General features: G+C 59.6%; 10 protein-coding genes. 9 read left to right on the plus strand and 1 reads right to left on the minus strand.

Going from position 1 to position 12,564, the window contains the following annotated elements; translation table 11 throughout:
• Window positions 1-4: 4 nt before the first annotated feature.
• The 3 genes from BM374_RS19870 to BM374_RS19880 all read left to right on the plus strand — a co-directional run bounded on the left by BM374_RS19870 (window position 5) and on the right by BM374_RS19880 (window position 3,486).
• On the plus strand, window positions 5-868 hold the full coding sequence (locus BM374_RS19870; RefSeq protein ID WP_092295219.1) for an NAD-dependent epimerase/dehydratase family protein: 864 nt from the start codon (window positions 5-7) through the stop codon (window positions 866-868).
• Between the two features lie 154 nt (window positions 869-1,022).
• Window positions 1,023-2,021 carry an MBL fold metallo-hydrolase gene (locus BM374_RS19875; RefSeq protein WP_092295222.1) on the plus strand — a complete coding sequence of 333 codons (999 nt, stop codon included), beginning with the start codon at window positions 1,023-1,025 and terminating at the stop codon, window positions 2,019-2,021.
• Between the two features lie 184 nt (window positions 2,022-2,205).
• Window positions 2,206-3,486 (plus strand): glycerate kinase type-2 family protein, encoded by a 1,281-nt coding sequence (locus BM374_RS19880; RefSeq protein WP_092295225.1) that lies wholly within the window; start codon window positions 2,206-2,208, stop codon window positions 3,484-3,486.
• A 66-nt stretch (window positions 3,487-3,552) separates the two neighbouring features.
• Here the strand turns inward: BM374_RS19880 and gcvA are convergent, their stop codons facing one another.
• A complete protein-coding gene (gene gcvA, locus BM374_RS19885; protein ID WP_092295228.1) occupies window positions 3,553-4,446 on the minus strand; it encodes a transcriptional regulator GcvA in 894 nt (297 codons plus the stop codon).
• A 198-nt stretch (window positions 4,447-4,644) separates the two neighbouring features.
• On the opposite strand from gcvA, the gene BM374_RS19890 reads away from it, so the two are divergent.
• From BM374_RS19890 to BM374_RS19915, 6 genes are all read left to right on the plus strand, one after another.
• Complete coding sequence (locus BM374_RS19890; RefSeq protein WP_283807086.1) at window positions 4,645-5,607, plus strand: NAD(P)-dependent oxidoreductase; 963 nt, start codon at window positions 4,645-4,647, stop codon at window positions 5,605-5,607.
• A 1-nt stretch (window position 5,608) separates the two neighbouring features.
• Entirely contained in the window at window positions 5,609-6,466 is an 858-nt protein-coding gene (locus BM374_RS19895) for an alpha/beta fold hydrolase (RefSeq protein ID WP_092295231.1), read from the plus strand.
• Window positions 6,467-6,533: 67 nt separating this feature from the next.
• Window positions 6,534-7,547 carry a TRAP transporter substrate-binding protein gene (locus tag BM374_RS19900; RefSeq protein WP_092295235.1) on the plus strand — a complete coding sequence of 338 codons (1,014 nt, stop codon included), beginning with the start codon at window positions 6,534-6,536 and terminating at the stop codon, window positions 7,545-7,547.
• Between the two features lie 7 nt (window positions 7,548-7,554).
• Window positions 7,555-9,414 carry a TRAP transporter large permease gene (locus tag BM374_RS19905; RefSeq protein ID WP_092295238.1) on the plus strand — a complete coding sequence of 620 codons (1,860 nt, stop codon included), beginning with the start codon at window positions 7,555-7,557 and terminating at the stop codon, window positions 9,412-9,414.
• 125 nt (window positions 9,415-9,539) lie between these two features.
• A complete protein-coding gene (gene tkt / locus BM374_RS19910) occupies window positions 9,540-11,513 on the plus strand; it encodes a transketolase (RefSeq protein ID WP_349509993.1) in 1,974 nt (657 codons plus the stop codon).
• Window positions 11,514-11,839: 326 nt separating this feature from the next.
• Window positions 11,840-12,559, plus strand: a complete 720-nt coding sequence (locus tag BM374_RS19915) for a haloacid dehalogenase type II (RefSeq protein ID WP_092295244.1) — start codon at window positions 11,840-11,842, stop codon at window positions 12,557-12,559.
• Window positions 12,560-12,564 lie beyond the last annotated feature (5 nt).

A 12,564-nucleotide genomic window follows, 5' to 3' on the forward strand; every position in this document is an offset into this window, starting at 1 on the left:
TCGCATGACTTTGGTCATCGTCACTGGTGGAAGCGGCAAGCTCGGCCGAGCTTGCGTCAAGGATCTCTTGGATCACGGCTACAACGTGGTCAACGCGGATGTCACACCTCCTGCGGTGGACCTTTGTCCTTTCGTGCAGGTCAATCTCACGGATCTCGATCGCACCATAGAGCTGCTTTCCGGCATGGAATGGTATCACAAGCGAGGGGTGGACGCAGTTGTTCACCTCGCTGCCGTTCCAATGCCCGGAGTTGTGGCTATCAGCGAGGTATTCGGTATCAATACGGCCAGTACCTATAATGTCTTTGAGGCGGCGCGCCGCCTTGGCATACGCAATGTGGTCTGGGCTTCAAGCGAGACCTTGCTCGGTCTGCCATACAAGGATCCGCCGCCATATCTTCCAGTCGACGAAGATTATCCGGCAAGGCCCGAAACGGCTTATTCGCTGTCCAAAGCGGTCGGCGAAGAAATTGCGCGTCAGTATTGCCGGTGGGATCCCCTGCTGAAGATTGCGTGCCTGCGGTTTTCGAACGTGATGGATCCGGCCGAATACGGTCAATTTCCGTCCTTCGATCCGGAAGATCGAAAGTTCAATCTGTTCGGTTACATCGATGCACGCGATGGGGCTCAGGCGGTTCGGCTATCGCTGGAGACAGATATCAAGGGAGCAGAAGTCTTCGTGATTGCCAATGCCGACACGGTATCGCCGACACCCAGTGTGGAGCTTGCACAAAAATATTTTCCTGGCGTACCATTCAAGAGGAAAATCAGCGGAAATGAGACGCTGCTCTCCATAGACAAGGCTCGTCGCGTGCTCGGTTATTCGCCGAAGCATAGTTGGCGGCCGGCTCAAAAAAATAAAAGTTAGACAAAGAACTTCTCGTTCAAAAAGTCGGGGCGCTGCTTTTGGATGAAGTGGGGTCACCTATCCACCCAACCATTTCGTTTGTAGCCTTGTGCTGGCACGCCGTAGCCTTCCGACGTCCAGCCTAAACTAACAAGCCGCGTTCTGGGAGGAGCAAATGGAGTCAAGAAAGACTCGTTCGCAAATGAGGCGCCGGGATCTCGTCAAGGGAGCTGCCTTGGTGGGCGGTGCGGCGTTGACCGAGGTGGTTGCTACGCGCAGCGAAGCCAAGGAGCCGAAGTCCGATAAGCAGGTTCCGTCGTATTATCGGTTTGCGTTGGGGGAAGCACAGGTCACTGTCGTATCGGACGGACCGCTGCCCCTTGGAGACCCGAGCGAAAGCTTCCTGGGTGTGCCGAAGGAGGAAGTCGTGCGGATGCTCGACAAGAGCTTCCTTCCGACAAAGGAAGTCGTGCTCGAGCAGAATGCACCGGTTGTCAACTTTGGAAACAAGTTGGTGCTGTTTGACACCGGAATGGGATCACTCAAGCAGTTCGGGCCCACCACCGGGCGCCTGAAGAGCAGCCTCGCCGCTGCCGGAATTGCTCTTGAGGAAGTCGACGCGGTCGTCTGTTCGCACGCGCACTGGGATCACATCGGTGGTATCTGGGGGGACGATAACAAGCCGACCTTCCCGAACGCACAGATCTACATCAGCCAGACCGACTACGACTTTTGGACTGACAAGAGCAAGCTCGGCGGTGATCTCGATGGTCTGGTCAAGGCAGCGATCCATAACCTGCCGCCGGTGCGCGATCGCATCGTTTTCTTCAAGGACGGCGAGCAGCTTCTACCGGGTGTTCATGCGATTGCATCGCCCGGTCACACACTCGGTCATCACTGCTTCATGATTGAGTCGGCGGGGAAGTCGTTTTGCTATGTCGGGGATTTGACGCACCATCCCGTGCTTCTTTTCGAAAAACCTCGAATGGAGTTTCTGTTCGACACGGATTCCAAGCTGTCGGTGAAATCACGTGTGAGAGTGCTGGATATGTTGGCCGCGAACAGGACGCCGCTGATGTCATATCACTTCCCTTGGCCCGGCCTTGGCCACGTAGGGAAGGATGGTGACGGCTTCCGCTATTATCCTGAGCCAATGCACATGTCGTTTCTTTAGCTTGCGGGGTAGGTCAAGTCGGGCCCTGCCAGGCATTGACCGGACCTGTCAGCGGAGTTCAGCCGCCGATCTAATGGCGGCCTGACAAGTTGGTCGGCGACACCGACCAAACAAGCGCGCAAGCGCTCCTCCCGAGACTGGCCCGGCCCTAGAGGTCGGGCCCTTTTTTAGAACGAGTATTGAAATGACCGATCGACGCCTTCTCCTTCGCGCCGTTCTAGATGCCGCGATCGCCGCCGCCCATCCCAACGTCATACTGGTGCCTCATCTTCCGGCAGCTCCGAGGGGCCGTTTGATCTGTCTCGCAGCCGGCAAAGGGGCCGCCGCCATGGCCGCAGCGGCCGAGCGGCACTACCTGGATGTGTTCAAGTTTGACCCGGATCGACTGATCGGCATCGCGACAACCCGGCACGGTCATCGCGTGCCGACGAGATGCGTCGAGGTCATTGAGGCCGGTCATCCGGTGCCGGACGAGCCAGGACGGGAGAGTACCGAAAGGACGCTGCGACTCGCCCAGAGTGCCCGAGAGGAAGACTTGGTCTTGGTGTTGCTGTCCGGTGGCGGTTCCGCCAACTGGATCGCACCTGTTGACGGCATTACCTTCGTCCAGAAGCAGCAACTGACGCGTTCGTTATTGCGCTCCGGCGCACGGATCGACGAGATCAACATCGTCCGCAAACACCTGTCGCGTATCAAAGGTGGACGCCTCGCGCGTGCCAGCATGCGGGCTGAGGTCGTGGCGCTTGCAATTTCCGACGTGCCATTCGACGATCCGTCCTCAATTGCGTCCGGACCGACCGTACCGGATCAGACGACGCTCGCGGACGCGCGAGCGGTAATCGAGAAATACGACCTCCTGCCAGATGAGGCGATTCGTCACGCCCTCAGGCATCCGCAAAACGAGAGCTGTAAGCCTAATGATCCGTGTTTTGCCAGGACGCGCCTGGAGCTAATCGCAAGGCCACGCGACGCGCTGGCTGCAGCGATTGCTGCCGCAGGAAAAGCTGGCTACGAGATCATCGATCTCGGAGCTGATCTTGAAGGTGAGGCGCGTGATGTCGCGGCCAACCATGCGCGCCTGGCGCTGCAAGCTCGGTCGGAACGAAAGCGCGTCGCCATAGTGTCGGGTGGGGAGCTAACGGTCACCGTTCGCGGCAATGGGCGTGGCGGACCCAATCAGGAGTATGCACTCGCGTTAGCCCTCGCGCTCAACGGCGAGAGTGGCATCGCAGCTCTTGCTGCAGATACCGATGGTGCAGATGGCGGCAGCGGGGTCGCGTCAGATCCTGCCGGCGCCATTATTGACGAGCGGACCCTTAGTCGGGCCAAATCGCGCGGCCTCGACGCTCGGTCGTATCTCGGCAACAATGACGCAAGCGCCTTCTTCGCAGAGACCGGCGATCTGCTGCAGACGGGTCCAACGTTGACGAATGTCAATGATCTGCGGGTCATCCTGGTTGAGTAGCCGCAGCCGCCGCCTGGCCCATTCGGAGCGGAACGGAATGCGATCGCCCGGGCGTTCGACGTGCCTCTAGGTCTCAGTCTCGCGTAAAGCCTGCGACATCCATTTCCGGAACGTGGCGATCTTCGGTACGTTGGTGCGAGATCGGCGGTATACCAGGCTGTGACACAGCATACGAGCGCCATTCGGTCCGAAAGGCATGACCAGGCGACCGCTTTCGAGCTCGCGTTGGACTAGCAGCCGGCTCTCCAAACAAACACCGAGGCCGTCAACGGCGGTGCTGATGGCCATGAAGGAGCGGTCAAAACGAGGGCCACGCTCTAGATCCAGCTCGAGCTTTGCGTCGTCCGCCCAGTGCTTCCATCGGTAGAGGTTGACCTCGGAGTGGATCAAGACGTGCTTCTTTATGTCAGCCGGCGTCCGAATCCGCGATGCGCCTTTCATGAGCTTGGGTGAGCACAATACGACGATCGTCTCGAGCGGAAACGAGTCAACACCCAAGTAGGCTGCAGGCACGAAGGTGCCGTATCGAATATCGATGTCGACGGCATCGCCTCCGAGATCGGCAGCGTCGCCCGATGCATTCAATCTCAAATCGATTTCCGGATTGAGCGCGCCGAATCTGGAGAGCCGTGGCATCAGCCACTGGCTCGCAAAACTCGGAACCGAATGTATCGTCAGAATGTCGCTTTTGCCTTTTCGCGCGACAGTCTGGCTTGCGGCTTCAATACGCCCGAGCGCCTCGGATACTTCGTCGGCATACTTTCGACCGATGTCGGTCAGCATGACCGCGCGGTTGATCCGATGAAAGAGCTGTACGCCTAAAGTAGTTTCCAGTGACCTGATTTGGTGGCTCACGGCGGAGGGCGTCACCCTTAATTCGTCCGCGGCGCGAAGGAAGGAGCCAAGACGCGCGGCGGCTTCGAAAATCTGGATGGCGCGCAAGTGGAGCAGGTGGGTCATGGTTCACATGAATATAGATCATCTAACTTGGACTTTAATTCCTTTGTTGGTGCCGGGCAAGGTTACTAGGCTCAAGCGATAGAGAATGCGGACAGACAACCGCAAGATCCGGAGGTACGTCCAGTGTGCTCTCATCGCGAGGGCCCTCCGATCCTTCTTGCTTGGTTAGCGCTCCTTCGCGAAGGCGAGGGACGCCGCGTGCTCGAAAGCAATAAGAAGGGACAACATCGCGATATGAGTATGACGCGGGATAGCAAGAGCACGGAACTATCCAAGGCAATCAACATCGGGTTTATCGGACTCGGATCCATGGGCTCAAGGATGGCCGCGCATCTCTGCGCTCGCAGCTATCGAGTGAAGGGATATGACGTCAGAGCTGAAGCTCGCGCCGCGTTCGAAAAGGAGGGAGGTATCTGGGCCGATGCGGCTAAGGATACCGCGCTGGGCGCCGATTTTCTGGTGCTTATGGTGGTGAACGTTGCCCAGGCAGAGCAACTGCTGTTTGAGGCGGGTGTTCTTGACGCTCTGCCAAAGGAAAGCGGCGTTGTGCTCATGGCGACCTGTCCAGCGGCAGACGTTGAAAGAATATCAAAAGCGGTCACCAAAACCGGCCGCAGCTTCGTTGATGCTCCCGTGTCCGGAGGAGTCGCGGGTGCCGCCTCAGCTACGCTCACCATCATGGCGGCTTGCGCGAACGAAACGTTTTCTCGCGTGGAGCCGCTTCTTCAGGCGATGGGAGACAAAGTGCATCATGTCGGGTCGATTCCTGGGCAGGGGGCGCTGGTAAAGACAATCAACCAGCTCCTGTGCGGCGTGCATCTGGCGGCAGCTGCAGAGGCGGTCTCACTCGGTGCGCAGGCGGACATAGATCCCCAGATCCTGATCAACATCTTCTCTGAATCTTCAGCGTCCAGCTGGATGTTGCGCGACAGGGGCTCCCGCATGATTGCGGGCGAACCTCAGGTGACCAGCGCCATCGATATCTTCGTCAAGGACCTCGGAATCGTTTTGGATGCCGGCCAGCGTCTGAAAGCGCCGACCCCGCTCGCGTCAATCGCACAGCAGATGTTTTTGGCGGTTTCGGGCCAAGGCTTTGGTCAGGTCGACGACAGTCAGGTCGTAAGAGCATATCGCGCAATGACCGGTGTGTTGGGAAGGTGAGATGATGCGCCAGGCAAACAGTCATTTCGCTGATCTGAGCGAGGTTTCGCTGCATTACTTGGCGGCCGGCAAAGGCGATCCGGTGGTTCTGCTGCACGGGATCCCTCAATCCTCGTATGAATGGCGGTTCGTGATGCCACGGCTCGCTGAGCGATACTTCGTGATCGCTCCGGACCTTCGTGGACTGGGAGACTCGACCTGTCCGCAATCGGGATACGACAAGAAGACCGTAGCCGAGGACATCTGGCAGCTTGTCAACGGTCACTTGGGAATCGAACGATTTCATCTTGTCGGACACGACTGGGGCGGGCCGGTCGCGTTCTCGCTCGCTGCACATCACGCGGAGGCGGTGTCGAAGCTCGCGATTCTGGACGTGACGATTCCGGGCGATGGCGGAGAAATGTCGCAGGGCGGGCGGCGATGGCATCACCCCTTCTATCGCACTCCGGATCTTCCCGAGGCACTCTGCGCGGGGCGTGAAGAACTAGTGCTGAACTGGTTCTTCGAGAACTACGGCCATCGCGCCAATTGCCTCTCGGAGGACGACAAGCAGGAATATTACCGGACCTACAAGAAGCTCGGGGCGTTCCGAGCAATGTTCGGCTACTACCGGGCCTTTGCGCAGGACGTCGCGGACAATCAGGCGATATTGGCATCGCAAGGCAAGCTCAAGATGCCGGTTTTGGCGCTGGGCGGCGAGAAGGCATTCGGACGCGGGCCCGAAACCATCGAGTCGCTAAAGCGTGTCGCTGAAAATGTGCGGGGCGGCACGATCCCGGACAGCGGACATTGGGTGGCCGAAGAGGCGCCGGAATTCATCTCCGAGGCGTTGTTGGGCTTCTTTGCAGAGAAGGAATAGGCGCAGGCGTTCGCCCGCGCAGAAATCGACCAAAGAAAATACCAGTAACATTGTGGAGGAGGAGACGATGAGAAAGTTGTCGCGACGTAGCATGCTGCACGGGGGAGTTGGTATTGCACTTGGTCTTGCATATCCCTCGATTGTCAGGGCCGAGCCGCAGTTCAAGTTGAAGTTCGCCAATATCATGCCGAAGGATCATCCGCTCAACACGCGGATGACGGAGTCAGCCGAGGCGATCCTGAAGCTGACCGACGGACGTGTGGCAATCGAGATCTTCCCGAACAGTCAGCTTGGCACCGACGCAGATATGCTTAGCCAGCTGCGGTCGGGTGCGATCGAGTTCTTCGCATCGTCGGGCCTGATTGTAGCCACCCTGGTGCCGGTCGCTGCGATCACCGGAATCGGATTTGCCTTCGCGGACTATTCCCAGGTCTGGAACGCCGTCGACGGTCCTCTTGGAAAACACATCATCGCGAGCTTCGCCAAGTCGAACATCGTGGCTTTTGAGAAGATGTGGGACAACGGCTTTCGGCAAACCACCTCGGCCAAGAGCCCGATCAAGACGCCCGATGATCTAAAGGGCTTCAAGATCAGGGTGCCGCCGAGTCCGTTGTGGACGTCGCTTTTCAAATCCCTCGGCGCGTCGCCGACCTCGATTCCGTGGGGCGAGACCTATTCCGCACTCCAGACCAAGGTGGCCGACGGCCTCGAAAATCCGTTGGCGGGAATTTACTTCGCCAAGATGTACGAGGTCCAGAAGTACCTTTCCGAAACGAACCACATGTGGGACGGCTTCTGGTTCCTGGCAAACAAGCGGGCATTTGACGGTATCCCTGCCTCGGACCGCGATGTCATCGTCAAGGCGGTCAACGAGGCTGCAGTCAAGCAGCGCGCCGACGTCGCGGCGCTCAACAACTCGCTCCAGAGCGAATTGAGCACGAAGGGTCTGGAGTTCGTCAAAGTCGATACGGCCGCGTTCCGCTCCAAGCTGCAGCAGTCGGGCTTCTACGGCGAATGGAAGGGCAAGTATGGGGAAGAAGCCTGGTCTCTTCTCGAGGCAGCGAGCGGCAAGCTGAGCTGAGGGCACGATGGCGGTGACTGACGGACCAGTGATGATCGGCATCCGACCGGGTCTTGGCCCAAGGCTGATAGCTTGGCTGATATCTCTCACCGAGCTGTTCGCTGGCGCGGTCGTTGCGGTCGAGATCGGAGTGCTGTCGATCGGCGTGATTGCCAGGTATGTCTTCCAAGCGCCAATCGTCTGGACCGACGAACTCGCTCAGATCTTATTCGTCTGGCTCTCCATGCTCGGCTCCGCCATCGCGCTGCACCGCGGCCAGCACATGCGTATGACAGCCCTTGTCGATCGGTTCGGCCCTTCGGCGCGGGCAAACTGCGAAACGGTGGCGTTGTTGGCTTGCGTCGCCTTCATGGTCCTCATGCTCTGGCCGGCGATCGACTACGCGCATGAGGAGTCGTTTGTGATTACTCCGGCGCTGGAGTTGCCGGGATCGATGCGCGCAGCGGCGCTGCCCGTGGGGCTCGTCCTCATGGTCGTCTTCGCGCTCGCAAAGGTGGGTTCGATCGCGCGCCCGCGGTTGGTGACCGCCTTTTGCCTTGTGGCCGGCATCACTGCGCTCGTGTGGTTGTCTCGCGGCTTCTTCCTTGGCCTCGGAAACCTCAACCTCGTGCTGTTCTTCGTGGGCCTGGTCGGCGTGGCCGTGTTTCTCGGCGTGCCTATCGCATTTGCGTTCGGGATGGCCGCTCTTGGATACATCGGACTTGCAACGAATTCGCCTGTGCTGACGATCGCCGGGCGGATGGATGAGGGCATGTCGCACCTGATCTTGCTCGCTGTTCCGCTCTTCGTATTCCTCGGCTACTTGATGGAACTCACAGGGATGGCGAAGGCGATGGTCGACTTCCTCGCAGCGCTGCTCGGCCATGTCAGGGGCGGGTTGAGCTACGTTCTGATCGGCGCCATGTACCTCGTGTCCGGCATCTCTGGTTCGAAAACCGCAGACATGGCCGCGGTAGCCCCCTCGCTGCTTCCGGAAATGAGGAAGCGTGGACAAAAGAGCGGGGAGCTCGTCGCATTGCTCGCCGCGACCGGCGCCCAGACCGAGACCATCCCACCCAGCCTCGTGTTGATTACGATCGGCTCGGTAACCAGCGTGTCGATCGCGGCGCTCTTTACAGGGGGCTTGGTACCGGCGGTCGTCCTCGGTCTCTTCCTGGCGATGGTCGTTTGGTGGAGGAACAGGCGAGAGGATCTTTCGCACATCTCGAAGCCGCCGCGGCGGGATATTCTCCGCGCATTTCTCTTCGCGCTCCCAGCGCTCGCGCTTCCGTTCATCATCAGAGCGGCGGTCGTCGAGGGCGTGGCCACGGCCACGGAAGTCTCGACAATCGGTATCGCATACTCGGTCCTCGTCGGAATTTTGATCTATCGCCAGTGCGACTGGTCGAAATTTCCAAAGATGCTGATCGACACGGCCGCGCTGTCGGGCGCCATTCTGTTTATCATCGGCGCCGCGACAACCGTCGCCTGGTGTTTGACGCAGTCGGGGTTTTCGCGCGATCTCGCAAAGGTCATGGCGTCGCTTCCCGGCGGCGGCCCAACGTTCATGGCCGTGTCGATCCTGATGTTTATCGTCCTGGGGAGCGTGCTGGAGGGAATACCGGCGCTCGTGCTTTTCGCTCCTCTTATGTTCCCAGTCGCGAAGGCTGTCGGCCTTCACGAGGTGCACTATGCGATGGTGATCATCCTGGCGATGGGAATGGGACTCTTCCTTCCGCCATTCGGCGTCGGATATTACGCAGCTTGCGCGATCGGTCGCGCCGATCCGGCGGAAGGCATTCGTCCCTTGGCGGGATACATGCTGGCGCTGCTTGCCGGCCTCGTCGTGGTCGCGTGCATCCCCTGGCTCTCGATCGGCTTTCTCTAGCGCCTCAGCCTCGAACGATTTGATCGGACGGCGAAGAAACAATCACAGACGTGAACACACAAGGGTTAAACATGACTATCGTGCCGCCAACACCCGTATCTCGAGATCAAGACTTGGATCGGGCGATGGCCAATGCAATCAGGATGCTGTCTCTCGACGCCATCGAGAATGCCCGGGACGGTCATCCTGGTGCACCGCTTGGTTGTTCCGAGATCGCCACCGTCCTGTTCACGCGCCATCTCAAGTTCAACCCCGCCGATCCGACCTGGATCGATCGCGACAGGTTCATCCTGAGCAACGGTCATGGATCGATGTTGCTCTATTCGTTGCTGTACCTGAGCGGATACGAGGCGATCGACATCGAGCAGATCAAGCGCTTCCGTACGCTCGGATCCATCTGTCATGGTCATCCGGAATATGCGGTCGAGCACGGTATCGAAGTTACCACCGGGCCTCTGGGGCAGGGATTCGCCAATGGCGTGGGTATGGCCATCGCCGAAGAATATCTGCGCCAGATGCTCGGCTCCGACCTGCTCGATCACTTCACTTATGTCATCGCGGGTGACGGTTGCCTGATGGAAGGGGTCGCCCAGGAAGCGCTTGCACTGGCTGGCCATCTTCGTCTCGGAAAACTTGTCGTTCTCTGGGACGACAATTCGATGACCGACGACGGCAGCACGGACCTGTCGACCAGCGAAGATATTAGGACGCGCTTCCGGGCGGCGGGTTGGCAGGTCCTGGATGCGAACGGACACGATTTCGAATCGGTCGACGTCGCGATCGCGCACGCGAAATCCGATCCGAGGCCCAGCCTCATTGCATGCGCGACGGTGATCGGCCGCGGGTTCCCGCGGCTCGAGGGAAAGCGGGGCGCGCATGGCGGGCGCGTTTTCAAGGAGGATACGCAAGCCGCTCGCGAACGCCTTGGCTGGACCAGTCCGCCCTTTGTTGTCCCTTCGGAGGTCCTGAACGGCTGGCGGAGCCTGGTCAGCGCGCGTAATACAGAACGGTACGATACCTGGAAATCGCGGGTCTCCGAACTTGCGCCTGAGCGACGCGCGCTTTTGGAACGTCTAGCGCGCCGCAAGATGCCTGCGGACTGGCAGGCTCCCTTGCGGCAATACAAGAAGTCCGCGCTTTCCTTGCCGGCCCAACCATCCATCCTGTCGTCCGGCGAGGCGGTGGCGACATTGTTCGACTTATTTCCGGAATTGCTCAGCGGCGCGCCGGATCTTGAGGGGCCCACGTGCCACAAGCGTGACCTGCAGGCATTCACCGCGATTGAGCGCGGTGGCCGTTTTGTGCACTACGGCGTCCGCGAACACGCGATGGGATCAATCATGAACGGGATGGCCGCTCACGGCGGGATCATGCCGATCGGGGCGACCTATCTCGCCTTCTCCGATTACTTGCGGCCCGCTATCAGGATGGCAGCCCTGATGGGGTTGCCCGTCGTCTTTATCAACAGTCACGATTCCATCGGTATTGGGCAGAACGGCCCGACGCATCAGCCGGTCGAATTCCTAGCCTCACTAAGGGCCATCCCCAATATTCTGGTGCTCCGTCCCGCAGATGCCGTCGAGGTCGCGGAGTGTTGGGAGATGGCACTGTCGCGGCGCGACGGCCCATCGTCCTTCATCCTGTCCCGCCAAGCTCTCCGGCCGGTGAGGACGACGCACTCGAACGAGAATCTGAGCGCGCACGGTGGCTATGTTCTGGCCGAAGCGACAGGCGGGGCACGACGGGTTACGCTGCTGGCGACGGGATCCGAGGTCGCCGTCGCGCTCGACGCAAAGGGACTTCTCGAGAAGCTGAATATTCCGACTGCTGTGGTATCGATGCCGTGCTGGGAGGCATTCGAGCAGCAACAAGAGAGTTATCGACGAAGCGTTCTTGGAGAGGACGTGCTGCGCGTAGGCATTGAGGCCGCCGTCCGGCTCGGGTGGGAGCGCTATATCGGAGACGCTGGTATATTTGTCGGCATGTCCGGCTTTGGAGCGTCGGGACCGGGCGACGAACTGTTCCGCCATTTCGGGATTACGGCGGAGAACATTGTGACGAAGGTCTTGCAACGTCTTGAGTCCGGCAAGCAATCCTGACGGCCGATCCGGCCGTCAGTCGAGCGCCACGCCGACGGCCGGGGAACGAGGCCATCGCACGATCGCGCTCGGCGACGTTTGCCTGGCCGATCCTCCCTTTGTCCCGGGTTTGGTCTCCCTCTGCTGCATGCAGGCTGTCTGTCTATCTACTGACCGGTAGCCCGGAGGTGCCTGTAGGGCGCGTTCGTCCGGCGGGTCAGGATCGGTCATGTCGCGTGGCCGGTTCCAGCGGCGAGGCTTGACAGAAATAATGCATACATTAATAAATGCACAGAGCCGTTTGTTTTGCGGATTTGGGATCCTGGCCGCAGCTGAGGGAGCCGGTGATGAAGAGTTCGATCCAGAGAGTGAAGGCGATCGTGTTCGATACGTTCGGCACGGTGGTGGACTGGCGTGGAAGCATCATTCGCGACCTCTCGGCGTGGGGGGAAAGCGAAGGGATCAAGGCGGATTGGGCCGCCTTGGCCGACAGCTGGCGGGGGCGGTACGAACCCGAGAAGGATCGGGTTAGGATCGGGGAAATCGCCTGGACCAATCTCGACGAGCTGCACGCTCATGCCCTCGATCAGGTGCTGGCTGAACTTGACCTCGAAGCCCTGTCAGTGGATCAGCGCCGGCACATTAACCGCGTATGGCACAGGCTGGAAGGCTGGCCCGATGCGGTCGAGGGGCTAACCCGCATCAAGCGCCGATACGTCATCGGCCCATTGTCGAACGGGAATGTTGCGTTGCTCGTCAATATGGCGAAGCATGCCGGACTACCGTGGGACAACGTCTTCTCTTGCGAGCTGTTTCGGCACTACAAGCCACATCCCGAGACCTATCTCGGCGTGTGCAGGCTCATGTATCTCGATCCAGCGGAGGTCATGATGTGCGCTGCGCATAATGGCGATCTCGCTGCTGCCCGCGCGGCTGGCCTGAAAACGGCCTTCATCCCGCGTCCGAGCGAGCATGGTCCGGGCCAGAAGATCGACCTCGAGCCGACGCAGGATTGGGACGTCGTGGCCAACGACATTATCGAACTTGCCGGGCACGTCGGCGCCTAGATACA

The organism is Bradyrhizobium sp. Ghvi, from assembly GCF_900115265.1.
Taxonomy (GTDB): Bacteria; Pseudomonadota; Alphaproteobacteria; order Rhizobiales; family Xanthobacteraceae; genus Bradyrhizobium.

What these genes read in the sequence shown, in the direction of transcription:
- BM374_RS19895 (WP_092295231.1), top strand. Translation starts at nt 5,609, where the DNA reads ATGATGCGCCAGGCAAACAGTCATTTCGCTGATCTGAGCGAGGTTTCG.
- BM374_RS19880 (WP_092295225.1), top strand. Translation starts at nt 2,206, where the DNA reads ATGACCGATCGACGCCTTCTCCTTCGCGCCGTTCTAGATGCCGCGATC.
- BM374_RS19875 (WP_092295222.1), top strand. Translation starts at nt 1,023, where the DNA reads ATGGAGTCAAGAAAGACTCGTTCGCAAATGAGGCGCCGGGATCTCGTC.
- BM374_RS19870 (WP_092295219.1), top strand. Translation starts at nt 5, where the DNA reads ATGACTTTGGTCATCGTCACTGGTGGAAGCGGCAAGCTCGGCCGAGCT.
- tkt (WP_349509993.1), top strand. Translation starts at nt 9,540, where the DNA reads ATGGCCAATGCAATCAGGATGCTGTCTCTCGACGCCATCGAGAATGCC.
- BM374_RS19915 (WP_092295244.1), top strand. Translation starts at nt 11,840, where the DNA reads ATGAAGAGTTCGATCCAGAGAGTGAAGGCGATCGTGTTCGATACGTTC.
- gcvA (WP_092295228.1), bottom strand. Translation starts at nt 4,446, where the DNA reads ATGACCCACCTGCTCCACTTGCGCGCCATCCAGATTTTCGAAGCCGCC.
- BM374_RS19900 (WP_092295235.1), top strand. Translation starts at nt 6,534, where the DNA reads ATGAGAAAGTTGTCGCGACGTAGCATGCTGCACGGGGGAGTTGGTATT.
- BM374_RS19905 (WP_092295238.1), top strand. Translation starts at nt 7,555, where the DNA reads ATGGCGGTGACTGACGGACCAGTGATGATCGGCATCCGACCGGGTCTT.